Source organism: Mesorhizobium sp. RCAM 06353, assembly GCF_059683585.1.
In genome coordinates this window covers 5,382,448-5,404,059 of sequence record NZ_CM185031.1, presented here as the reverse complement: position 1 = coordinate 5,404,059, position 21,612 = coordinate 5,382,448, and the positions used below count along the sequence as shown (strand labels likewise).

Sequence of the window (21,612 nt, the reverse complement as noted above, 5' to 3'; positions counted from 1 at the left end):
CCGTGGGGAAGCAGGGTCTGATGATCAGGGAGTGCCGCCGCCGGGGATGCCGGGCGCCAGCTTGCTGGCGCCGTTGATGATCTGGCCGAGGAAGTTCTGGTCCTTGCCGCCAGTCGGCGTGGTGCGCGAGATGAAGTCGAAAATCTTGCCGTCCTTCAAGCCGTAATTGGCGATCTGGGTGACGCGGCCATCGGCGCCGAAATAGACAGCGAGCACCTTCTGGTCGACAAGCCTGGGCTTGTCGAAGGCGACATAGCGCTTGCGCGTTTGCGAAATGTAATAAAACGCCTCGTTGTCGAAAGTCGCCGTGGTCGACGGCGTGCCAAGCGCCAGAAGCACCTGCTCGCGGCTGGAGCCGACGGGCACCGAATCGACGGCCTGCTGGTCGTAGACATAGCCTTGCGTGAGCGTCTCGCTCGGACTGAGGTCGCCGAACATCTTGTTGGTATGACATGCCGAGAGCGCCGATATGACGAGCAGCAGCGAGATCGCGCCGGCGGGCCTGGACGAGAAGGTCGACTTGAAATTCAGCGCGCGCAACAACAATTCTCCATTATATCGCCGCAACTTGCGCTGGGCCGCAAAACCGGTAAACCAGCTTGCTTGCCGATGCAACAAGGCCAATTCAACAAACGGTCCCCGGAGACCATCCCCATGTTCCAGCGCCTTTTTGGTCGCGAACGCCACGCCAACCGCGCCATCACGGACGCGCTTTACGCACAAATCGTGGCGGCGGCGCGGCAGAGTGTATTTTATTCCCACTGGAATGTGCCGGACACGCCGCTCGGCCGTTTCGAGATGCTTTCGTTGCATATGTTCCTCTTCCAGCATCGCTTGCGCGGCGAGGACGGTGTGGCGCAGGAGATCGCCCAGGTGCTGATCGACGAGTTCTTCCTCGACGTCGACCATTCGCTGCGTGAGCTGGGCATTGGTGACGTCGGCGTGCCCAAGCGTATGAAGAAACTGGCGAAGATGTTTTATGGCCGCACCGCCGCCTATGATGATGCGCTTGAAAGAAGCGATCGCGACGGGCTGACCGCGGCTCTTGCCCGCAATGTCCGGCCCGATTCCGGCACGTGGCCGGAGGCGCAGAATTTGGCCGACTATGTCGCCGATGCCTGCCGGCAGCTGGCCGCGCAGCCGTCCGAATCAATCGTTTCCGGCAAGGCGGCGTTTCCGCTCGCCAAGGGAGGTGCTTGATGAAACATGCTGATCCGCAGAGCCCGGTTGCCTTTTTCGCGAACGTCGCCCGTCTGCCGCAGAAGGGCCTGCCCGTGGTGATCGAGGCCGACGCCGCCCAGCGAGCCGCGCTCGCCGAAGAGCACGGACTGCTGTCGGTCGAAGCCTATCGCGCCGAACTCCTTGTGGCCTCCTGGAAACGCAATGGCGTAAAGGTCAGCGGTCGTGTCCAGGCCGATATCACGCAGGCCTGCATCGTCACGCTCGATCCCGTCGCTGCACATATCGACGAGCCATTCGAGGCGTTGCTGCTGCCCGAGGATTCCAAGCTTGGACGGCAGGGGTTCGACGGCGGCGGCGAGATCCTGCTCGACGCGGATGGCCCTGACAGTCCCGAAACATTCTCCGGTGACATCATCGATGTCGGGGCGCTTGCCGAACAGTTCTTCGGACTGGCGATCGACCCCTATCCGCGCAAATCGGGCGCGTTGCTCGATGCCGGCGGCGAGACCGAAGCGGCGGAGAATGAATTTCAGCAAAAACTGCGATCCTTGCTGGGAAAATCCTGAAAACCTCGCCCGCGATGGAAAAGTCGGTTGTGTGAAAAGCCAAAACCGCTATTTTCGCCGAACCTTCGCGACCACTAAAGCGACCTGCCGCCTAACCCGTGAGATGAATACCGCGTGATCAGGATTTCCATCGATGCCATGGGCGGCGATCACGGACCAGCCGTGGTCATTCCGGCGCTCATGACGGTCGCCACCCGCCGTCCCGACATCCGCTTCGTCATCTACGGGCGTGAGGAGCTCGTGCGCCCCGAACTGGCCAAGTTTCCCAAACTGGCCGAGGTGAGCGAATTCTTCCACTGCGAGATCGCGGTCAGGATGGACGATAAGCCGAGCCAGGCGCTGCGCCATGGCCGCTGGAAGTCATCGATGTGGAAGGCTGTCGAAGCGGTCAAGTCGGGCGCCGCGGACGCCTGCATCTCCGCCGGCAACACCGGCGCGTTGATGGCGATGTCGAAATTCTGCCTGCGCACCATGGCCACCATCGATCGCCCGGCGATTGCTGCATTGTGGCCGACATTGCGCGGCGAAAGCGTGGTTCTAGACGTCGGCGCCACCATCGGCGCCGATGCGCACCAGCTCATTGATTTTGCCATTCTCGGCACCGGCATGGCGCGCTCCGTCTTCGGCATCGCCCGGCCCACCGTCGGCCTGCTCAATGTCGGCGTCGAAGAGATCAAGGGCCAGGAAGAGGTCAAGGAAGCGGGACGCATGCTGCGCGAGGCCAATATGGCCTCGATGAACTATCATGGCTTCGTCGAAGGCGACGATATCGGCAAGGGCACGGTCGACGTGGTGGTGACGGAAGGCTTTGCCGGCAACATCGCGCTGAAGACGGCCGAAGGCACCGCGCGCCAGATCGCCGGTTACCTGCGCGCCGCGATGAGCCGCACGCTGATGGCCAAGATCGGCTATGTCTTCGCCAAGGGCGCCTTCGATCGCCTGCGCGAAAAGATGGATGTCGGTCGCTCCAACGGCGGCGTGTTCCTGGGGCTGAACGGCATCGTCGTCAAAAGCCACGGCGGTGCTGACTCGGACGGTTTCGCCGCCGCGATCGAGCTTGGTTACGACATGGTGCGCAACAATCTGCTTGACCGCATCGAGGCCGACCTGGACCTGTTTCATGCGCGCAACCCGCATGCCCTGTCATCCCGGAAATCCGACGGTACCGACGCGAAGGAATAGGAAACAATTTTGATCAGATCAGTCGTGCGCGGCACTGGCGCCGCGCTGCCCCGCCGCATCATGAAGAATGCCGATTTCGAAGGCATGGTCGAGACCTCGGACGAGTGGATCGCCCAGCGCACCGGCATCCGCCAGCGTCATATCGCGGCCGACGACGAGACGACGGCTTCGCTGGGCGAGGCCGCGGCCCGGGCCGCCCTTGCCAATGCCGGGCTGACGCCTGACGATATCGACCTGATCGTGCTGGCGACGTCGACCCCCAACAACACATTCCCGGCGACCGCGGTCGAGATCCAGAACCGCCTCGGCATGCATCACGGCTTTGCCTTCGACATGCAGGCGGTGTGCTCGGGCTTTGTCTATGCGGTGACGACAGCCGATCTCTACATCCGCGGCGGCCTGGCCAAACGCGTGCTGGTGATCGGTTCGGAAACATTCTCCCGCATCCTCGACTGGAGCGACCGCTCGACCTGCGTGCTGTTCGGCGACGGCGCCGGCGCACTGGTCCTGGAAGCAGGCGAGGGGGCTGGCACGATTGCCGATCACGGCGTTCTGGCCGCCAGCCTGCGCTCAGACGGTGCGCACAAGGACAAGCTTTTTGTCGACGGCGGACCATCCACGACAGGAACCGTCGGCCACCTCAGGATGGAAGGCCGCGAAGTCTTCAAGCATGCGGTCGGCATGATCACCGATGTCATCGAGGCGACCTTCTCGGCCGCCGGCATCACCGCCGACGATCTCGACTGGTTCGTGCCGCACCAGGCCAATAAACGAATTATTGACGCTTCGGCCAAGAAGCTCGGGATTGCAGAACAAAAGGTGGTGGTTACGGTCGATTTGCACGGTAACACCTCGGCTGCTTCCGTGCCGCTGGCGCTGTCGGTGGCTGTCGCCGACGGCCGCATCAAGAAGGGCGACCTCGTCCTCCTGGAAGCGATGGGCGGCGGCTTCACCTGGGGCGCCGTTCTGGTTCGCTGGTAAGTGCCGAACGGTCCGGTTTCGGTCCTTGACCTTGCCGGATCAATTACTTAGGCTCAGCCGTTGTTGTGCCGATTTTATGTTTGAACTGATGGGACGGTCGCATGGGGGAAAGACACTTACGCGTGCCGACCTAGCGGAGGCCGTCTACCGAAAGGTCGGTCTGTCGCGCACTGAATCCGCCGAACTGGTCGAAGCGGTGCTGGACGAAATCTGCGAAGCCATCGTGCGTGGCGAGACGGTCAAGCTGTCGTCTTTCGCGACATTCCACGTCCGCTCCAAGAACGAGCGCATTGGGCGCAATCCCAAGACCGGTGAAGAGGTGCCGATCCTGCCGCGGCGGGTGATGACCTTCAAGTCGTCGAACGTGTTGAAGAACCGTATCTTGCGTTCCCACCAGAACAGCAAGGCCAAGGGCGGCAAATAGCCTCCATTGTACGGTTGAAAACCGGCCTCGCCATGACGCCGGGCTTGAATATTGCTTCACAAACCGCTGAAATAAGGCCCGATTCGGTAGCATGGCCGGATTGGTGTTCAGCGTATGATCATTCGGCGCAAACGGAATGACTATCTCCTTCGTTGAGCCTGATCTCGTCTGAAGACCGTTCCGGATCACGCTCCAGCGTGAGGATTTCGCCCATGGACAAGAGCCCTGACGCCTTCCGTACCATCAGCGAGGTCGCCGAAGATCTCGACCTGCCGCAGCATGTGCTGCGCTTCTGGGAAACGCGCTTCAACCAGATCAAGCCGATGAAGCGCGGCGGCGGCCGTCGCTACTACCGGCCGCAGGATGTCGAGCTGATCAAGGGCATCCGCCACATGCTCTACGACCAGGGCTACACCATCAAGGGCGTGCAGAAGCTGCTGCGCGAGAATGGCAACCATTTTCTCGTCGCCATCGGCAATGGCGACATGGCCGCCGTCGAGGCGATCTCGCAGCGAAAGCAGGCCGATCAGGTGCCGCTGACGCCGGCAGCACAGCCGCGCGGCGGCGATGATGAACTGGTTGGCCAGCCAAGGGTCAAGCCCAGCCGCCGCTTTTTCGGCCTGGGCAAGAGCGACGAGGAAGGTCCGGTTCAGCCGGACGCGTCGAAACTCTCGCGCGACAATCGCGCGCTGCTGCAGGAGGCGCTGTTCGACCTCTTGGAATGCAAGCGCCTGCTTGACCAGGTGCGCTGACCGCCGCACCAATCGCTCGAGACCGGAACCCGCCGAGGGGTGAGGCGTTACGTTTCCTTCTGCAAGACTTTCCTGCAGCAAGACAAGGAAACTCATGATGGCAACATTTTCGACCCTTTCCGACATCGACCTCGAAAAGCAGGTCGCGGCCCTCTCGAGGGAACTCGCGGCGTTGCGCAAGGCCGTGTCGAAGCGGGGTGGCGCTTACTATGAAGATGGCCGCGATGCCGCTCTCGACACATATTCCGACCTTGCCGGACGTCTACGCGATGCCATGCCGGCAATCCGCAAGCAGGGCAGGGTAATGGAGAAATCGGCCCGTGATCACCCGGCGGCGGCCGCCGCCGTTGGCCTTGTGGTGCTCGGCCTGGTCGCCAGCCTGCTGTTCAGCCGGCGCTGAGGGAGCCCTCGGTCATAAGACAGGAATTCAGTTGAGAAAATGGCGGCCGACCCTGAGGGGTGAGCCGCCATTCTCATTGCCGTCAGGTGGTTACTTCGCGAGCTTGATCTTGGCCTGCGGCGAAACCTGCGCGGTCTGGCTGCATTTGCCATAGACCGTGCCATTCTTGTCGGTGGCGTCGGTATAGGTGCCCTTGCACTCGATCGAGAGCACGAGACAGTGGCCTGCGCCCTTGCAAACCGCGCCGCCGTCACCGGTGGGGTGCGTGCCGTTGGCGAAAGCCGAATTCGTCATCGACATCGAGCCGATCGCCGAGATGGCGACGGCGGCAGCGAGCGAGAGGCGCTTGAAGTTCGAGATGTTGGTCATTGAGCATTTCCTTCTGTTCGATTGCGGATCGCCTTGCCGGCGTCCATCTGGTTGGGGATCGCCTTGCTGGCGTCCATGCAGGCTTAGTGCTGCCCTCGAAGGAAAGGTTCATGCGGTGGTTGCGGAAAAAACGCGCTGCCGATCCCGGCGGCTTCATCCGGAGTGCTGCGTGACCCCAGCCTGGTCACTTGCGATGCCGCTCCGGTATCTGGCGCGGAGCGCGTCGGCATAGAGGCGCACAGCCCCTTTGTGGGAGCGGCGCAGGAATGCGGATTGGTCGAGCCGCCAGAGCCGTTCGATTTCGCCGGCGAAGGCCGGATTGGTGGTGGTGCCATAGCCGGCGCCGGGATAGACGACGATCTCGCCGGCGTAGAGACAATGGTCGGTGACCAGGAAGTCGATGCGGATGTAGTCGAGCTTGCCGGCGATAACAGGGGCGATCGATACCGCCTGACGGACATAGTCGAGAAGCCGCGTATTGACGGGCACCGCCTGATCCTCGCGGGGATAGTCCGGATCGCGCCCGGGCAATGGATTGGCGTCCCGGTCCAACAGCAGTGAACGCCCGGCTTCCTTGTCCTCGACCCAGGCATGCGTTACCACGCCGCCGCAGACATGCACTTTGATGTCGGTTGCGATCCTTGCGCCCGAGAGCGCCAGCCGCTCTTCCACGAAGACGGTGGGAATGACAGGCCAATAGGCCCATTCGCCATTGCGGCGGCCGTAGCGTTTTCTCAGCCAGTGCCTCGTCTTGGCGACGATGAGGCCATGATTGGGGTGGCCATTGGCAACGAATATGTTCATCGCGCAGCCGTGGTTTGTCTTGACGATGATATTGCCGGCCAGCAGGTTCGCAGGGATGTCGGCCGCGTCGCGTCCGCACCAAAGCGTTTTCGGCACGGCGATCTCGGGGCAGGCGTCTCGAATATAGGCCTTGGCCGCGAGCTTGTCGGTCAGCGTCACGAACAGCGGATTGCGGTCGAGAATCTTTCGCCAGAGCAGCAGCTCGTGGTAGCGCACGGGCGCGGCCGGATTGGGCAGATAGCCCAGTTTCAGGAAGAATCGCACGACAAGGGCGGGGTGGCGAAGCGTGAGCCACAATCGGGCGGCCGACAGGAAAAGCCGGTCTGTCCGGGAGATATCGGCCTTGGCCGTCATCGGGGATACCTGGTCCTGTTCGCGAACGCCCGATCCAGCGCCATACACCGGGTCAGCAACATTCCTGCCGTATCGCGATTTGGCGCCGTGTGAAAGATTTTGCTTGCCGTCGCGGGATCATGGGTGGTGCCGAAAATCCTGGACCAGCAGGATCGTCAGGCGAAATTTGATAGGCCCGGTTTGATGTCGGGCTTGGCATTGCACAACCACGAGAAGACCAACCTTGAACAAGAAGCCAAGGCCGGTCTTCTCGTTGGCAGTCTGGTATGCTTAGTAGGTCTTCTTTGCCATCTTCTTCATGTGGTGGTGATGATGATGGTAGTGATGATGGCGGTGATGATAACGATGATGGTGATGATGACGATGATGCTTTGCCATCGGGGCCGCGTCCGCGCTCGTCGCACCGACCACGGGCGCCGTGAAAGCCAATGCAACTGCAAGCCCGAGGGCCGAGAGGAGGGACTTCTTCATGGGATCGTTTCCTTTTGTTTCGCCGGCAGGTATGACTCGGATCGATAGCCCGGCTGCCGCGGATGGGATTACGCTCCCGATTTTTTTCGTCAGTATTTCCCGATTGTAGAATTTTGTTTCTGGACTGTTTCCAAGGAAGCCGGCTTCACGTCACATCTTTGCGAGCGCCGAAAAGCCGGCTTTGCCGCTTGTTTGGCTACATCGGCGGGATCACGCCATTGTTTCCCACTACGACGCGGCTGGAACTCAGCGTGCCGTCTGCCTCACGCTGGGCGTTGACGAAGACCGTTGCGCCTGGCTTGAGATCGGTAGGCATGGCCGGGGCGAAGGTCACGACGGGCGTGCTTTCGGGGATCGAAATCTTCTTGGTCTGGCCGTTGTCATAGGTCAGCGTCACGGCGCGCCCGTTTATGTCGGTGACGTCGGCCACGGTGCCGTTGGTCATGCGGCTGTTCGGCTGCAGGTCCCACGGACGGTCGCCCTCGCCAGTGCCTTTCAAGGCGGCTGGGAAAATCACCACTTCCAGCGCCCCACTGCCGCCATCCGCCTTCGAGACCGATGCGATGCCAAGGAAATCGCCCTGCTTGATGTCCTTTTCGGAGGCGCTGGCGACGCCGGAGATCTTCCAGCCGGTATTGAGCTTGATCGCCGAGGTATCGCCCTGGCGGGTTTTCACGGTGAGCAGCGATGGCTCGAAACTGACCACCGTGCCGCGCACGCGCAGTGCGTCCGCCGCCTGGGCGCCGCTGACAGCGGCAACGGAAAGGCTGGAGATCGCGCCGAGCACGACCATGAATGTCTTGAAGTTCATTGCAGAGATCCTTCTGGGAACGGGCCGGCTGGAACCGGATGGTTTCCACGCCAGCGCATCAGAACAACGAACAGGTGGGCTGAAACCTCCGAGCAAAAAGGTGCCGGGGTGTTCAAAAGAACTTGATGGCGCCGATATGCGTGCAACCGCATCGCGGGCCAGAGGTTCACGATAGCGTGACAGCCTTTGGCTCTTGGCAAATCGCCGGCGAGCGGGCATGTTCCTGCTCGTCTCAGGCAACACTCCATTTTTTGATCAAAACGCTTTCAGCCACCGGAGTTGCCAATGCCCAACAATGCAAAAAGCCATGCCCTCTCCGAACCGTTAGCCAGTGAGATCGGGCACGATTACAGCACCCTCAGAGCAATGCGGGAAACCCGCGGATACAGCGTGGAAGAGCTTTCCCTGACCTGCGGCCTGTCGGTCGGCGAGATTGAGGATATCGAGAACGGCCGGGCGGCCGATCCGTCGAAGCTGCGTCGTATTGCGTCCGCGCTTCGCATGCCTCAGGACGCCATCATGGCGCCCGCCGCGCCGACGCCGGCCGCACAAGGCCGACCCCTGGTATAGACCAGTACCGAGCATGCAAGAGAACCCGCCAAGGCCGCTTGGCGGGTTTCTTGTTGAAGCCACGGCGTTCCCAGGCAGGCCGGGCTTGCCGATTGACAGATCGCGCGTGTTTATACCTGCGGCATACAAATCTGCGCCAATCGCGTTTGCCGTGCATCGGCTTTGAATCGTGGGTTTTCTGATATGAGCCTGGACTCTGTTCGCGCCTTCTTCGCCGCTCATGCGCCCGATATCGAGGTCATCGTCACGCAAGCAAGTTCGGCGACGGTCACGCTGGCGGCGGAAGCGCATGGCGTCCTGCCGGCGCAGATCGCCAAGACCATCTGCCTGCGCGTCGGCGAGCGCACCATGCTGGTCGTGACCAGCGGCATCGCCAGGCTGGACAACCGCAAGTTCAAGGACCAGTTCGCCGGCAAGCCGCGCATGCTGGACGCAGAGGAAGTTGTCGCCGCCACGAGCCATCCGGTCGGCGGTGTCTGTCCGTTCGGCCTACCGGCGCCACTGCCGGTCTACTGCGACGTGTCGCTGCGCGAATTCGACGAGGTGGTGCCGGCTGCCGGTGCTACCAACGCGGCTGTGCGGATTGCACCGCAGAGGATGGTTGAGCTTACTGGCGCTGAGTGGGTGGATGTGTGCCAGGCTTAGAGGCCGGGTCCGATCCAGAGCTGAGACCAGCACGACAAGGGAAGGGGCGATTCGAGGATCGGCCGATCTGGCTGGGGGACTTCGGGGGCAAGTCCTTGTTTAAAATGGTCGGAGTGGCCGGATTCGAACCGACGACCCCTTGACCCCCAGTCAAGTGCGCTACCGGGCTGCGCTACACTCCGGACCGGTCGCGATGTATCGTGATAACCCTGTTCGGGTCAACCGAAATTCGGCGTCTATCGTGCGATCGCCGACTCGCCTGGAAATGCCGGCCGCAACAGCCGCTGATGGCGGTATTCCAGCGCGATGGCGCCCCAGATCAGGCCGAGCAGCAGATACATGTGGCGCCAGTGGTCGATGTCGATGAAGGTGCCGAGCCCGATATTGCCGATGAAGGCGACATAGGCGCACAGGAGATAGGGCTGCCATGGCCGGTCGCGCAGCAGGATTCGAAAACCGGCTGTGATGGTCCAGACGACAAGGGTCAGGAACGACACGAAACCCAACCAGCCATAATCCATCAGCATTTTCAGCCAGATGTCGTGCGTGTCTTCGCCGAACATCTTGCCGAAAACCAGCGGCCCGATGCCGAACGGACGCTCCATCGCCATCTGGAAGCCAATCGCATAGCGGGCGAAGCGGCCGAGGCGGGCGGTGTCATAGCTCTGTTCGAGGTGGGCACGGTTGGAGAACATCTCCGACACGCCGGGCAATTGCAGGATGACGATGATGGCGATCGTCAGCAGTGACAGCGCGGCGATGGTCATGATCACCACGCGCAGCCGGAACTTGCCGCTGGCGCTCTGCAGGAACAGGCAGCCGGTAAGCAGCACCGCCGAGACGGCGAACATGCCCCAGGCGCCACGCGAGAAGGAGAAGAAGATGCCCAATGTGATGATCAGCAGCGGCACCGCCAGCAGCGGCATGCGCGAGACCGAACCGGTCAGGATCAGATAAAGCAGATAGATCCCGGGCAGCACCAGGAACGGTCCGAAGACGTTCGGGTCCTGGAAGGCGCCGGCCGCGCGGTCGTATTTGGTGAACATTTCGGCGCCGGGAAAGGCGTGGAAATAGCCGGCTATGCCGAGCAGCGACGTCGCCACCGCCGAGACGACATAGGCATTGAAGATCAGCCGGTAGAGGCCTGGCTGTGTCGCTGTCACGGAGGCGAAGAACACCGCGCTGAAAGCGAGAAACAGCGATACGGAGAGATAGAGCGGCGTGAAGGCGAGGTCCGCCATCTGCGTCATCGAGATCATGCCGCCGATGTTCATCGTCACCAGCAGCACCAGCAGCGGCATGGCCGCACGCGAAATCCGCAGGCCGAACAGAGCCCAGATGGCGATCAGCCCGGCCATGTAGATTTCGTAGGGCGCCGGCTCGCTGATGACAAAGCCGGACAGAAGGATACCGACCACCACCGCAGCGGAAGAAATCAGCGCGATCAGCTTGGCGTTGACCGCGCTCGGCGGCAGCTCATGGGAAATCGCGCTCAATAGGCGTTTTCCGTGTTGAGCAGCCGGATCGGTGTCAGGAACAGAATCCGCAGATCGAACAGCAGCGACCAGTTCTCGATGTAGTAGAGGTCGTATTCCGTCCGCATGCGGATCTTCTCGTTGGTGTCCATCTCGCCGCGCCAGCCATTGATCTGCGCCCAGCCGGTGACGCCGGGCTTGACCTTGTGGCGGGCGAAATAGCCGTCGACCACTTCGTTGTAGAGAAGGTTGTGCGACTGCGCGGCAATCGCATGCGGGCGTGGGCCGATCAGCGACAGCGAGCCCAGCAGCGAATTGACGAACTGCGGCAGTTCGTCGATCGACGTCTTGCGGATGAAGCGGCCGACGCGGGTGACGCGCGGATCGTTCTTGGTCACCGTCTGCTTGGCGGTCGGATCCGACCGGTCCGTGTACATCGAGCGGAACTTGTAGACCTCGATGATCTCGTTGTTGAAGCCATGCCGCTTCTGCTTGAACAGCACCGGTCCCTTGCTGTCGAGCTTGATGGCGATCGCGGTCGCCAACATCACCGGCGAGAAGACGATGATGCCGACCAGCGAAAAAATGATGTCGAAGGCGCGCTTGGCGACGGAATCCCAGTCGTTGATCGGCTTGTCGAAGATGTCGAGCATCGGCACCGAGCCGATGAAGGAATAGGCGCGTGGGCGGAACTGCAGCGCGTTGGAATGCGCCGAAAGCCGGATATCAACCGGCAGCACCCACAGCTTCTTCAACAGCTGCAGCACACGCGTTTCGGCGGTCAGCGGCAGCGATACAATCAGCATGTCGATGCGGGCGATACGGGCGAACTCGATCAGTTCCGAAATGGTGCCGAGCTTGGGATAGCCGGCGACGATCGGCGGCGAGCGCTTGTCTGAGCGGTCATCGAAGATGCCACAGATGCGGATGTCGTTGTAAGGCTGCTTTTCGACCGAGCGGATCAGGACTTCCGCCGCCTTGCCGCCACCGACGATGACGGCGCGCCGCTCCATGCGGCCATCGCGTGCCCAGCGCCGGATCAGTCTCGACATCACCAGCCTGAGGCCAAAGAGGAGGACGAAGCCGACGACAAACCAGGTGCCGAACAGAAGCCGCGAATAGTCTTCCGACATCTTCATGGCGAAGGCCGTCAACGCCATCAGCGCGAAGGTGCCGGCCCAGACCAGCAGGATGCGGCCAAGATTGGCGATCGGCCGCATCAGGGAAACGACCTGGTAGCAGTCGGTGACATCGAGCAGCACCACGGCGAGGAACGACGCGGCGGCAATCGTCACCGGATATTGCCAGGCGAGATAGTTGAAGAAACCGACAAAGTAGAAATAAACGCAGAGCCCCGAAACGAACAGGATCCCGAACTCGACCATGCGCAGGACGCCGCTGACCATGATCGGCGACATCGTATCGCGTCGGTATTGCGACGCGACCTGCCGGGCAACGTCATTCATTCCGCCGGGCACATCACCCTCAGCTGGGCCGTCGAATTTACGCACCGCTTCAGGTGAAAAGCGGCGCGCTGGGTCGATCTCGTTCATGGGGCTTTCCGCAAGCTTCCCCTCGGTCAATAGCAAAAGAGAGCTAAGAAACCCTTGAAACAACGCATGGCTTTGGAAACGCTTGGGCGTTACCTGTCGAGCGCGGCGAAATAGGCCTTCTCGATTTCGGTGGCCATGACGTCGGCGCCGAAGCGCGCCCTGAGGCTGGCGCCGTCGGGCATGAGTTTGCTGTAGGCGGCCATATCCGCCAGCGCCGCGCTCATCTTGTCGGCGAGTTCAACCGGATCGGGCCGGATCAGGGCAGGGGAGCCGGTACCGAAAATCTCCGGTATGCCGCCGACGGCGGTGGCGATCATGGGTCTTGCCGCTGCCAGTGTCTCCAGCACGATATAGGGCATGGCTTCCGCGCGCGATGGAACGACCACCAGCGCCGCCAGCGCGAAGGCCTGCCTGGCCGGCATTGGCGGCAGGAAGCGAACATGGCCTTGCAGCCCCAGGCGCTCTACCTGCGCATGGTAGCGCGGCAGGTCGTCGCCGTTGCCGACCATCACCGCGCTCAGCGCCCGGCCAAGCCGGGGACCGGCGGCTGCCAGGGCATCGATGAAGATGTCGGGCCCCTTCAGGTCCCGCATCATGCCGATATAGAGCAGATCAGCCGCATCGGATGCGATGATCACCGGTTCGAATTCGGCGGCGCGCAGTCCGTTGTAGACCAGCGTGTTCGGGATCGGCGGCTCGCCGACCTTCCTGCGATAGGTCCGCCGCTCGTAGTCGGAGACGAACAGTAGGCAATCGGTGAAGCGCGCCATGATGCGCTCCAGCGCGAAGAACAGCTTTCCGGTGGCTGTTGTTTCGTCATAGTGGAGGGAGCCGCCATGCGGCGAATAAAGGCGGGCTACGCGAGACCTTGATACCCGCAACAATGAGCCGAACAGACGGGCATAAGCGCCACCCTTGGCGCCGTGCCCGTGCAACACGTCCGGCCGCAATTCCTTGATGATCTTGTAGGTGCGCCGGGCCGAGGCGAGATCGCCCGGCCCGACATGGCGCTGCATCGGCGTGCGATGGATGCCGAGCGCCAGCATGTCCTTCATCTGCTCGAACAGGCGCTCCTCGAATTCGCCGCCGGTGGTCGAATCGCAGACGATGCCGACCATATGACCGGCGGCGACCTGCGCTTCCGTCAGGTCGCGCACATGCCGGAAAATTCCTCCGACGGGTGAACGAAAGCAGTGGACGATCCTGAGCTTGTCCGCCACGTGGTGTCTGTCAGAACAGGCGTTCGCGGACGTAGACGGTGTCTCCGGGCAGCAGTGGATCGGATGTGACCACGCGGCCGGTCATCACCTTGCCATTGATGTCGCGGGTGATGTCGACGCTTTCCTGGTTGGCGCGCGGCGAGAAGCCACCGGCAATGGCGATGGCCTTCTGCACGGTCAGGCCGGGCACATAGGAATACTGACCGGCGGCACCCACTTCGCCCATGACGAAGATCGGCCGGTAGCGATCGATCTCGACCGAGACGTCGGGGTCGCGCAGATAGCCTTGCCGCAATTTGTCGGCGATCTCCTTTTCCATCTGCTGCGCGGTGTGGCCACGCGCCGGTATGGCGCCGACAAGCGGGAAGGAGAGGTAGCCGGACTGATCGACACTGTAAGTGTTGGTCAGGCCGTCCTGCTCGAACACGGTGACGCGGATGCGGTCGCCGGCGCCGAGACGATAGGGCTGGTCAAGGACCTCGTGGAAGGCCGCCGGCGTCGGCCGGTAGCTGGAGCAGCCGGCGAGCATCGATACGGCAAGCAGAGCGCGAAAGAGGGAGGCAGTGCTTTTCATGACCGGATACGTACCTTCGACTGGCCGCTGCGGCGTCGCAGCAAACATCTGGGATCGGGTCCGTTATCATCCTGTTAGGGTTAATGGCCGGTAAAGGAGCCGGTCGAGAGCGCTCACGGTTTTGGTATTTTTATCGTTTTTCTTGCGGCTCACCAGTAATCCCTAACGGAGTATTGCCGCGATCTTAACGGCTGAGTTACCATAGTTGTTTACGGTACATCCTGACCCAGTTTCGGAGTAGGGATGCATGTCCGTTCAGTCCGCGGCCGCAGATGTCGACGTTGACCTCAGGCAGCTCTTCGCCAGCCTGGCGAGGAACTGGCTGCGCATAGTGCTTTTCGTCCTGGTGGTGACGGGCCTGGCGTTTGCCTTCGCATCATTCGCGACAAAGCATTACAAGGCCCAGACGCAGATCGAAATCGCCCCGCGCGAATCCGTCTACACCCGCCCGGCCGGCAGCAACAATGACGGCGACAAGCCGATCCTCGACGAGCAAGGGGTCGCCACCCAGGTCCAGATCATTTCGTCCAACGAAATCCTCAAGCAGGTGGCGCAGAAACTTGGCCTGTCGCGACTGCGCGAGTTCGACGAAACGATCAACATGTCGTCCGTGAGCCGCGTGCTGATCCTGCTTGGGCTGAAGAACGACCCGATGGATGTTCCGGCCGACGAACGCGTGTTGAAGAAGATGCGCGAAAAGCTCAACGTCTTCGGCGTTGAAAAGACCCGCATCATTGCCATCGAGTTCTCCTCTGAGGATCCCAAGCTGGCAGCCGCCATCCCCGATGCCATTGCCGCGGCCTATATTGCCGGGCAGGGCGCGGCCAAGAGCGAGATCGAACACCGCCGCCGCGGACTTCCTGGCGCCCGAGATTGCCGACCTGTCGAAGCAGGTCAGGGATGCCGAGGCCAAGGTCGCGGCCTACCGCGGCCAGTCCGACCTGCTGATGGGCGGCAACAATGCCACCCTGGCCACGCAGCAGCTGGCCGAGCTCTCGACTGAATTGTCACGGGTGCGGGCCAACCGCGCCGCGGCCGAAGGCACCGCCGACAGCGTGCGCAAGGCGCTGCAGAATGGCGGCTCGCTCGACTCGCTGCCGGAAGTGCTGTCGTCCGACCTGATCCAGCGTTTGCGGGAGCGGCAGGCCGAGTTGCGCGCCAACATCGCCGATCTGTCGACGACGATGCTCGACAATCATCCACGCGTTCGCGCCGCGAAATCACAGCTGGCCGATCTCGATGCGCAGATCCGCAACGAGGCCCAGAAGATCATGAAGGGCCTTGTGATGCAGGCCGATGCCGCCAAGGCGCGTGAAAGCCAGCTCATCGCCGACGTCAATCAACTGAAGGCAGCATCGGCGCAGGCCGGCAACGAGCAGGTCGGTCTCGACGCGCTGCAGCGCGATGCCGCCGCCAAGCGCCAGCAGCTGGAACTCTATCTGACCAATTACCGCGAGGCAGCTTCACGTCAGGACCGCAACTACGTGCCGGTCGACGCCCGTGTCTCCTCACCGGCTTCGGTGCCCGCCGAGCCGTATTTCCCCAAGGTCGGGCCGATCGTTGGCGCTGCCGCCGCGGCTTCCCTTCTGCTGGCCGCGGTATACACGCTGCTCAAGGAACTCTTCTCGGGCCGCGCCATGCGCCCGGCCACCGGCGCGCGTTTCGCGCCGATCAACGAAGTGGCGATGCCGGCAACTGCCCGCCAGGAGCCTGCCGCTCCTCTGGAGCCATATGCACGCGTGGAGCCGGCTGTCGCCAGCGAATTCGCCAATCGTGCCGCCGAGACGCCTTGGCCAGAAGCGGCCACGGAACCGGTCATGGGGTCGGAGATGCTGGCGCAGCCGCAGCCGCAGCCTGTTGCCGCAGCCGAAGCTGTGGCCAAGGCTGAGCCTGTCGCGGAAGCCGAATCGGTCGCCGAGCCGGAGCCTGTTGAGGAGGCCCAGCGGCCACGCTCGGTGCTCGGTGAGATCGACATCGAGAAGGCCGCGGAAAAGCTGATCGCCAGCGGCGCCGCGCGCGCCATATTCGTGTCGCCCGAAGGCGACGAGGCGGCCGCATCGGCGATCCTGGTGGCGCGCGAGGTGTCCGACGCCGGCCTGCGCGTGCTGCTGCTCGACCTCACCGCCTCGGGCGCCGCCTCGCGGCCGATGCTGGACAGCGGGCTTTTCCCTGGCATCACCGATCTGCTCGCTTCGCAGGCGCAGTTCAGCGACGTGATCCATGCCGATCTTTATTCCGACTGCCACGTCATTCCCGTCGGCACCGCCGATCCGGTCCGCGCCATGCGTGCCGCCGACCGGCTGCCGATCATCATGCAATCGCTGACCACCGCCTATGACCTGGTGGTGGTCGAATGCGGGCCGGCTGACGCGCAAGGCATCAGCCGCCTCGGCGGCGATGCCACTGAAGTGTTCCTGTCCATGCTCGAGCCGGACGACGAGGTGACGCAGGCGGCGGTCAAGCTGATCGAGAGCGGTTACCCCGACCTGACGCTGGTGACGCCGCTTGGCCACGAGCCGCCGGGCACGCCGGGCCGGCGCTCCGCCGCCTGAAAGCGGCGGCCTATCCCAGCTCCAGCGTCGTCACGCCGAATACCCTGTCGGCATCGAGCTTCGGGGGCGTGCCTTTGTACATGCGCGTGGTGCTGAAGGTCGCTGAGAAGCCTGCTGCCTCGAGCGCCGCGATGAAATCCACCTGGGTGGCCGGGACGTCGATGTTCAGTTCGCTACCATCGCATGCGCTCGCCAGTTCCCCGACCAATTCGAGTGCGGTCTGCGCGTCGTCGGCGAAGAGCGGGCCGATCTTGAAGCCGCTGCGGCAGGATCGCGCCACCGCATAGCCGGCCGTTCCCCGTGATGTGACCGCCGCCAGGGCACGGTGTGGCGGCTGCAGCCATTGCTGCAGGAAAGAATGCCGGGGCGCGGGAAAGCAAAGCGCGTCATATCCGATGATGTCGGGCACCGGCTGCGCAGCCACCACGATACGAGACCTCCCAGCGCCGACGGGCAGGGCCGCGGGCCGCCCGCTGTAACGGATCGTCTCGTAGACCGGCCTCAACCCCTTGCTCCGGTAGTTGGCCTGCTGCTCTTCGACGCCATCGAGGCCGACGGTGCGCCCAGCCAGCCTGTCCATACCCGCGGTCCACACCGCCTTGCCATAGCCCTTGCCGCGCATGTCCGGACGGCAGATGTAGAGGCCGATGAAACCAAAATCGCGCCCATAGGCCACGGCCGAGATCGCGGCGACCATGTCGTTGCCGACAAAGGCGCCAATGAAACCCTCCGGATCCGCCGCCTGGAACCTCGCCGCGTCGTCAAGGCCGGGGTTCCAGCCCTCGACCGCCGCCCAGTCGATGAGGTCGGCCAATTCCGCCAGCGACAGCGTGCGGATGATCGGTTGCATGGTGCTCACTCCGCGGCGACTGCTCCGGGCGAGAATGATTTCAGCATACCACGATAGGGCTTGGCCAGCGGACTGGCATAGGCGCCGCGCTTCGATGTCGACAGGCCGAGCGCAATCAACGCTTCGGCCTGCTTGATCGCGGCGCCGACACCGTCGATGACAGGCAGTCCGAAATCCGCCTGCAACTGATGAGCAAGGTCCGCCATGCCGGCGCAGCCAAGCACGATGGCTTCGGCACGGTCCTCCTCCACGGCCCGGGCGATCTCGTCGCGCAGCTTGCCGACCGCTCCTGATGCCGGGTCCTCGAGTGCCAGCACTGGAATGTCGGCAGCCCGCACGCGCGCCCGTCCCGACATGCCGTAGCGTTGCACCAACCCCTCCACCGGCACGCGCGAGCGTTCGGTGGTGGTGACGACGGTGAAACGCTGGGCGATGAAGGAGGCCATGCTGAGTGCGGCCTCGCAGATGCCGATGACGGGAATGGCGGCCATGGCACGCGCGGCGTCCAGCCCAGTGTCGTCGAAACAGGCGATGATCGCCGCCTGCGCGCCGCGGCGTTCGCCGGCGGCGATCTCCATCAGCAGGCCGGGCACGGCCAGCGCCTCGTCATAATAGCCCTCGATCGAGGCTGGTCCCGTGGACGAGGTGACGGCGACGATTTCGGTCCGGACGCCGGCGACGCCGCGCGCGGCAGCCGCGATCGTCTCGGTCATGCTCGCCGTCGTGTTGGGGTTCACCACAAGGATCTGCACGATCACGCTCTCGCCCGGCGGCGGCCGACATAGAGGATGGCGCCCAGCGTTGCCAGGATCACCAGGAAGGAGAACACGGTGGTCACCGTGCCCAGCGCGTAGAGCACCGGCGTTGTGACATTGGTGGTCATGCCATAGATCTCGAGCGGCAGCGTGTTGAAGGTTCCCGATGTCATCAACGTGCGGGCGAACTCGTCATAGGAGAGCGTGAAGCCGAACAGGCCGACGCCGATCAGGCTCGGCGCGATCATCGGCAGCACGACATGGGCGAAGGTCTGCCAGGAGGTGGCGCCAAGGTCGCGCGCGGCTTCCTCATAGGCTGGCGAGAAGCGGTTGAAGACGGCGAACATGATCAGCACGCCGAACGGCAAGGTCCATGTCAAATGCGCGCCGAAGGCCGACGTATACCAGGCCGGGCGCAAGCCGACCTGCTGGAAAACCACGCCGATGCCGAGCGAAATGATGATCGAGGGCACGACGAGGCTGGCGACCGCCAGATAGAACAGTGCGGTGGCGCCGCGAAATTTCTGGCGGAAGGCAAGGCCGGCGAGCAGCGAGACGATGACGGTGACGACCATCACCATCAGGCCGAGCACCAGAGAGCGCTTGAAGCTGCCGCCGAAATCGCCAACTGCCTGGCGCTCGAACAGATTGGCGAACCAGTGCAGCGACACGCCGTTGAGCGGGAAGGTGAGGCCGCCGGTCTCACCCTGGAAGGAGAGGATCAGGATCGCCGACAGCGGGCCGTAGAGGAACAGCACGAACAGCGCGAAGAAGGCGGCGAGCACGTAAAATTCGAGGGTGCGTTTTTCGTGGCTCACGTCAAAGCTCCCGGCGGATGTCGACGATGCGCAGGATGCCGGCGACCATCAAGAGCACCAGGACCAAAAGCACCACCGCGTTGGCGGCCGCGGCCGGATATTGCAGCAGCGACATCTGGTTCTTCATCATCAGCGCCACCGACGCGCTCTGGCCGCCAGACATCACCTGCACGGTGGAGAAATCGGCCATGACCAGCGTGACGACGAAGATCGTGCCGATCGCCATGCCTGGCTTGGCCAGTGGGATGATGACGTTCCACAGCACCTGCCAGCCGGAGGCGCCGGCGTCGCGCGCGGCCTCGACCAGCGAGCGGTCGATGCGCATCAGCGTGTTGAAGATCGGCGTCACCATGAACAACGTGTAGAGATGTACCATGGCCAGCACGACCGCGAATTCGGAATAAAGCAGCCATTCGATGGGTTTTGGCACCAGCCCCATATGCACCAGCGTCGAGTTGATCAGCCCGTTGCGGCCGAGCACCGGGATCCACGAGATCATGCGGATGATGTTGGAGGTCAGGAACGGCACGGTGCAGACCAGGAACAGCACCATCTGCATGGCCGTCGTGCGGATGTGGAAGGCGAGGAAATAGGCGACCCAGAAGCCGATAAACAAGGTCAGCGCCCAGACGATGGCCGCGAATTTTATGGTGTTGAGATAGGTCTTCCAGGTGACCCACGAGCCCAGCACATCGGAATAGTTGGTGGTGAGAAAGTCAGGATACATGGCGGCGAAGTCGTAGTCCCAGAAGGACACGACGACGATCATGATGATCGGCAAAAGCAGGAACGCGCCGAGGATCAGCGCCAGCGGCGCCGACTGCAGATAGGGCGTGATGGCGCCGAGCGAGAATCGGCGGCGTCGGACTGGTTTCGCGGCGGCGATTGCGGGGCGTTCGAGCGCGACTGTCATCTAGGCTCTCGGTTTTGGCGATGCGGGCGGAGCCGCGTTACCCCTTCTCCCTGCAAGGGGAGAAGGGGTAGAGGAGAGGGGCGCTTGTTCCCTTACGCCGCGATGAACTCGTTCCAGCGCTTCACCATGTAGCGGTCCTCGTCCATCACCGAGTTCCAGCAGGCGACCTTGCCCATGCGCTCCTCGAAGGAGCCGCCATCGCGCACGGCGCCGGCCTTTTCCATGACGGTGCCGTCCGGCGCTTTGATCTCGCCCTTGGCCGGCTTGCCCTCGATCCAGTAGCCCCACTCGTCCTCGGTCATGAACTTCTTGGCCGAGACCATGTTGGCCGAATAGTAGCCCTGGCGGTTGAGATAGCCGCCAACCCAGCCCGACGTGTACCAGTTGATGTATTCATAGGCCGCGTCGAGTTCGGCGCCTTTGAGGTGGGCGGCGAGGCCAAGGCCGCCGCCCCAGGAACGGTAGCCTTCCTTGAGCGGCTGGAAGCGGCAGGCAATGCCCTTGGAGCGCACGGCGGCGACGGCCGGCGACCACATGGACTGGATGACCACTTCGCCCGATGCCATCAGGTTGACGCTCTCGTCGAAGGACTTCCAGAAGGCGCGGAACTGGCCGGCCTGCTTGGCCTTGATCAGGAAGTCGATCGTCTTGTCGATCTCGTCCTTGGTCATGTTGCCCTTGTCGGCATATTTGATGTTGCCGGTGGCTTCCATGATCATGGCGGCGTCCATGATGCCGATGGGGGGATGTTGAGGATGGCGGTCTTGCCCTTGAAGGCCGGGTCCATGATGTCGGCCCAGGTGGTGATGTCGCGGCCGACGAGGTCGGGGCGAATGCCCAGCGTGTCGGCGTTGTAGATGGTCGGCACCATGGTGAACCAGTTGGTCGGCGCCTTGGCGAAGGTCTTGGAGTCCTGTGCCTCGACGAAGCCGACGGTATGCGGCGCGGTGCCCTGGGCAATGACGCTGTCGGGAGTGAGTTTGCCGGTTTTGAACAGCGGCACCAGCTCGTCATAATATTTCAGCTTGCTGACATCCATCGGCTGCAGCACGCCGGTGGGGAACACCTTCTTGCAGATCCAGTATTCGATATCGGCGATGTCGTAGCTGTCGGGCTGGGTCACGGCGCGCTGGGCGGCGGCGTCGGAATCGGTCGCCGTCATCTCCAGCGTGATGCCGAGGTCGGCCTTGCACTTGTCGGCGATGGCGTTGAGGTTCGACACGCCGGTGCCGAACTGGCGCAGCGTGATGTTGGACTGCGCCCAGATGGTCGGGAAGCCGGTGATGACGCCGGAGCCAGCGGCGAGGCCGACGGCGGCCGCACCTGTCTTGAGCAGCGAGCGGCGCGAAATGCCAGTCTTGGTTTGTATGGTGTCTGTCATGTCTATTCCC

General features: G+C 62.8%; 22 protein-coding genes, 1 tRNA gene and 2 pseudogenes. 11 read left to right on the top strand and 14 right to left on the bottom strand.

The features are described 5' to 3' along the window. Positions 1-24: 24 nt before the first annotated feature. Positions 25-540: an outer membrane protein assembly factor BamE gene (locus AC56QX_RS26295; RefSeq protein ID WP_497111386.1), complete on the bottom strand. Its 516-nt coding sequence runs from the start codon at positions 538-540 to the stop codon at positions 25-27. Positions 541-654: 114 nt separating this feature from the next. Here AC56QX_RS26295 and AC56QX_RS26290 point away from each other — a divergent pair, with 114 nt between their 5' ends. The 7 genes from AC56QX_RS26290 to AC56QX_RS26260 all read left to right on the top strand — a co-directional run bounded on the left by AC56QX_RS26290 (position 655) and on the right by AC56QX_RS26260 (position 5,487). Then, positions 655-1,200: a ubiquinol-cytochrome C chaperone family protein gene (locus AC56QX_RS26290; protein ID WP_497111385.1), complete on the top strand. Its 546-nt coding sequence runs from the start codon at positions 655-657 to the stop codon at positions 1,198-1,200. Beyond that, positions 1,200-1,748: a YceD family protein gene (locus tag AC56QX_RS26285; RefSeq protein WP_497111384.1), complete on the top strand. Its 549-nt coding sequence runs from the start codon at positions 1,200-1,202 to the stop codon at positions 1,746-1,748. Before AC56QX_RS26290 ends, AC56QX_RS26285 begins: the two co-directional genes overlap by 1 nt. Positions 1,749-1,862: 114 nt before the next feature. Next, complete coding sequence (gene plsX, locus AC56QX_RS26280) at positions 1,863-2,930, top strand: phosphate acyltransferase PlsX (protein WP_497111383.1); 1,068 nt, start codon at positions 1,863-1,865, stop codon at positions 2,928-2,930. A gap of 9 nt (positions 2,931-2,939) precedes the next feature. Continuing rightward, positions 2,940-3,911: a beta-ketoacyl-ACP synthase III gene (locus tag AC56QX_RS26275; protein ID WP_497111382.1), complete on the top strand. Its 972-nt coding sequence runs from the start codon at positions 2,940-2,942 to the stop codon at positions 3,909-3,911. An 88-nt stretch (positions 3,912-3,999) separates the two neighbouring features. Further along, positions 4,000-4,335, top strand: coding sequence for an integration host factor subunit alpha (locus tag AC56QX_RS26270; protein ID WP_464610932.1), 336 nt, complete (start codon positions 4,000-4,002; stop codon positions 4,333-4,335). A gap of 212 nt (positions 4,336-4,547) precedes the next feature. Next, positions 4,548-5,087, top strand: a complete 540-nt coding sequence (locus AC56QX_RS26265; protein WP_027042329.1) for a MerR family transcriptional regulator — start codon at positions 4,548-4,550, stop codon at positions 5,085-5,087. 97 nt (positions 5,088-5,184) lie between these two features. Beyond that, positions 5,185-5,487, top strand: a complete 303-nt coding sequence (locus tag AC56QX_RS26260) for a hypothetical protein (protein ID WP_497111381.1) — start codon at positions 5,185-5,187, stop codon at positions 5,485-5,487. A gap of 90 nt (positions 5,488-5,577) precedes the next feature. Here AC56QX_RS26260 and AC56QX_RS26255 read toward each other — a convergent pair whose 3' ends face one another. After that, positions 5,578-5,856: a hypothetical protein gene (locus tag AC56QX_RS26255; RefSeq protein ID WP_497111380.1), complete on the bottom strand. Its 279-nt coding sequence runs from the start codon at positions 5,854-5,856 to the stop codon at positions 5,578-5,580. Positions 5,857-6,009: 153 nt separating this feature from the next. Further along, a complete protein-coding gene (locus AC56QX_RS26250; protein ID WP_497111379.1) occupies positions 6,010-7,014 on the bottom strand; it encodes an ATP-grasp fold amidoligase family protein in 1,005 nt (334 codons plus the stop codon). A 126-nt stretch (positions 7,015-7,140) separates the two neighbouring features. Here AC56QX_RS26250 and AC56QX_RS26245 point away from each other — a divergent pair, with 126 nt between their 5' ends. Next, positions 7,141-7,533, top strand: a complete 393-nt coding sequence (locus AC56QX_RS26245) for a hypothetical protein (RefSeq protein WP_497111378.1) — start codon at positions 7,141-7,143, stop codon at positions 7,531-7,533. Between the two features lie 148 nt (positions 7,534-7,681). Here AC56QX_RS26245 and AC56QX_RS26240 read toward each other — a convergent pair whose 3' ends face one another. Further along, on the bottom strand, positions 7,682-8,296 hold the full coding sequence (locus tag AC56QX_RS26240) for a hypothetical protein (protein WP_497111377.1): 615 nt from the start codon (positions 8,294-8,296) through the stop codon (positions 7,682-7,684). Between the two features lie 285 nt (positions 8,297-8,581). On the opposite strand from AC56QX_RS26240, the gene AC56QX_RS26235 reads away from it, so the two are divergent. Beyond that, positions 8,582-8,866: a helix-turn-helix domain-containing protein gene (locus AC56QX_RS26235; RefSeq protein WP_497111376.1), complete on the top strand. Its 285-nt coding sequence runs from the start codon at positions 8,582-8,584 to the stop codon at positions 8,864-8,866. Between the two features lie 183 nt (positions 8,867-9,049). Then, positions 9,050-9,511 carry a YbaK/EbsC family protein gene (locus AC56QX_RS26230; RefSeq protein ID WP_497111375.1) on the top strand — a complete coding sequence of 154 codons (462 nt, stop codon included), beginning with the start codon at positions 9,050-9,052 and terminating at the stop codon, positions 9,509-9,511. Between the two features lie 105 nt (positions 9,512-9,616). Here AC56QX_RS26230 and AC56QX_RS26225 read toward each other — a convergent pair. The 5 genes from AC56QX_RS26225 to AC56QX_RS26205 all read right to left on the bottom strand — a co-directional run bounded on the left by AC56QX_RS26225 (position 9,617) and on the right by AC56QX_RS26205 (position 14,333). Beyond that, positions 9,617-9,693, bottom strand: a tRNA-Pro gene (locus AC56QX_RS26225). A gap of 54 nt (positions 9,694-9,747) precedes the next feature. Continuing rightward, positions 9,748-11,007, bottom strand: a complete 1,260-nt coding sequence (locus tag AC56QX_RS26220) for an O-antigen ligase family protein (RefSeq protein ID WP_497111374.1) — start codon at positions 11,005-11,007, stop codon at positions 9,748-9,750. Further along, entirely contained in the window at positions 11,004-12,539 is a 1,536-nt protein-coding gene (locus AC56QX_RS26215) for an undecaprenyl-phosphate glucose phosphotransferase (protein WP_497111373.1), read from the bottom strand. The genes AC56QX_RS26220 and AC56QX_RS26215 overlap by 4 nt, the downstream gene beginning before the upstream one ends. Positions 12,540-12,628: 89 nt before the next feature. Continuing rightward, entirely contained in the window at positions 12,629-13,759 is a 1,131-nt protein-coding gene (locus AC56QX_RS26210; protein ID WP_497111372.1) for a glycosyltransferase, read from the bottom strand. A gap of 10 nt (positions 13,760-13,769) precedes the next feature. After that, complete coding sequence (locus tag AC56QX_RS26205) at positions 13,770-14,333, bottom strand: polysaccharide biosynthesis/export family protein (RefSeq protein ID WP_027042340.1); 564 nt, start codon at positions 14,331-14,333, stop codon at positions 13,770-13,772. A 247-nt stretch (positions 14,334-14,580) separates the two neighbouring features. Between AC56QX_RS26205 and AC56QX_RS26200 the strand changes: the two are divergent. Then, positions 14,581-16,885: pseudogene (locus AC56QX_RS26200) on the top strand (GumC family protein). A gap of 10 nt (positions 16,886-16,895) precedes the next feature. Here AC56QX_RS26200 and AC56QX_RS26195 read toward each other — a convergent pair. The 5 genes and pseudogenes from AC56QX_RS26195 to AC56QX_RS26175 form a co-directional block, all read right to left on the bottom strand. Next, positions 16,896-17,735 (bottom strand): GNAT family N-acetyltransferase, encoded by an 840-nt coding sequence (locus AC56QX_RS26195; RefSeq protein ID WP_497111371.1) that lies wholly within the window; start codon positions 17,733-17,735, stop codon positions 16,896-16,898. 5 nt (positions 17,736-17,740) lie between these two features. After that, on the bottom strand, positions 17,741-18,487 hold the full coding sequence (locus AC56QX_RS26190; RefSeq protein WP_497117900.1) for an aspartate/glutamate racemase family protein: 747 nt from the start codon (positions 18,485-18,487) through the stop codon (positions 17,741-17,743). Positions 18,488-18,489: 2 nt separating this feature from the next. Continuing rightward, positions 18,490-19,308, bottom strand: a complete 819-nt coding sequence (locus AC56QX_RS26185; RefSeq protein WP_497111370.1) for an ABC transporter permease — start codon at positions 19,306-19,308, stop codon at positions 18,490-18,492. A 1-nt stretch (position 19,309) separates the two neighbouring features. Continuing rightward, positions 19,310-20,221, bottom strand: a complete 912-nt coding sequence (locus AC56QX_RS26180; protein WP_497111369.1) for an ABC transporter permease — start codon at positions 20,219-20,221, stop codon at positions 19,310-19,312. Positions 20,222-20,313: 92 nt separating this feature from the next. Next, positions 20,314-21,602 (bottom strand): annotated as a pseudogene (locus AC56QX_RS26175) (ABC transporter substrate-binding protein). Positions 21,603-21,612: the final 10 nt, after the last annotated feature.

Coding starts and splice junctions, on each gene's coding strand:
- AC56QX_RS26285 (WP_497111384.1), top strand. CDS start 1,200: ATGAAACATGCTGATCCGCAGAGCCCGGTTGCCTTTTTCGCGAACGTC.
- AC56QX_RS26230 (WP_497111375.1), top strand. CDS start 9,050: ATGAGCCTGGACTCTGTTCGCGCCTTCTTCGCCGCTCATGCGCCCGAT.
- AC56QX_RS26235 (WP_497111376.1), top strand. CDS start 8,582: ATGCCCAACAATGCAAAAAGCCATGCCCTCTCCGAACCGTTAGCCAGT.
- AC56QX_RS26205 (WP_027042340.1), bottom strand. CDS start 14,333: ATGAAAAGCACTGCCTCCCTCTTTCGCGCTCTGCTTGCCGTATCGATG.
- AC56QX_RS26270 (WP_464610932.1), top strand. CDS start 4,000: ATGGGACGGTCGCATGGGGGAAAGACACTTACGCGTGCCGACCTAGCG.
- AC56QX_RS26250 (WP_497111379.1), bottom strand. CDS start 7,014: ATGACGGCCAAGGCCGATATCTCCCGGACAGACCGGCTTTTCCTGTCG.
- AC56QX_RS26195 (WP_497111371.1), bottom strand. CDS start 17,735: ATGCAACCGATCATCCGCACGCTGTCGCTGGCGGAATTGGCCGACCTC.
- AC56QX_RS26255 (WP_497111380.1), bottom strand. CDS start 5,856: ATGACCAACATCTCGAACTTCAAGCGCCTCTCGCTCGCTGCCGCCGTC.
- AC56QX_RS26180 (WP_497111369.1), bottom strand. CDS start 20,221: ATGACAGTCGCGCTCGAACGCCCCGCAATCGCCGCCGCGAAACCAGTC.
- AC56QX_RS26265 (WP_027042329.1), top strand. CDS start 4,548: ATGGACAAGAGCCCTGACGCCTTCCGTACCATCAGCGAGGTCGCCGAA.
- AC56QX_RS26290 (WP_497111385.1), top strand. CDS start 655: ATGTTCCAGCGCCTTTTTGGTCGCGAACGCCACGCCAACCGCGCCATC.
- AC56QX_RS26215 (WP_497111373.1), bottom strand. CDS start 12,539: ATGAACGAGATCGACCCAGCGCGCCGCTTTTCACCTGAAGCGGTGCGT.
- AC56QX_RS26240 (WP_497111377.1), bottom strand. CDS start 8,296: ATGAACTTCAAGACATTCATGGTCGTGCTCGGCGCGATCTCCAGCCTT.
- AC56QX_RS26260 (WP_497111381.1), top strand. CDS start 5,185: ATGGCAACATTTTCGACCCTTTCCGACATCGACCTCGAAAAGCAGGTC.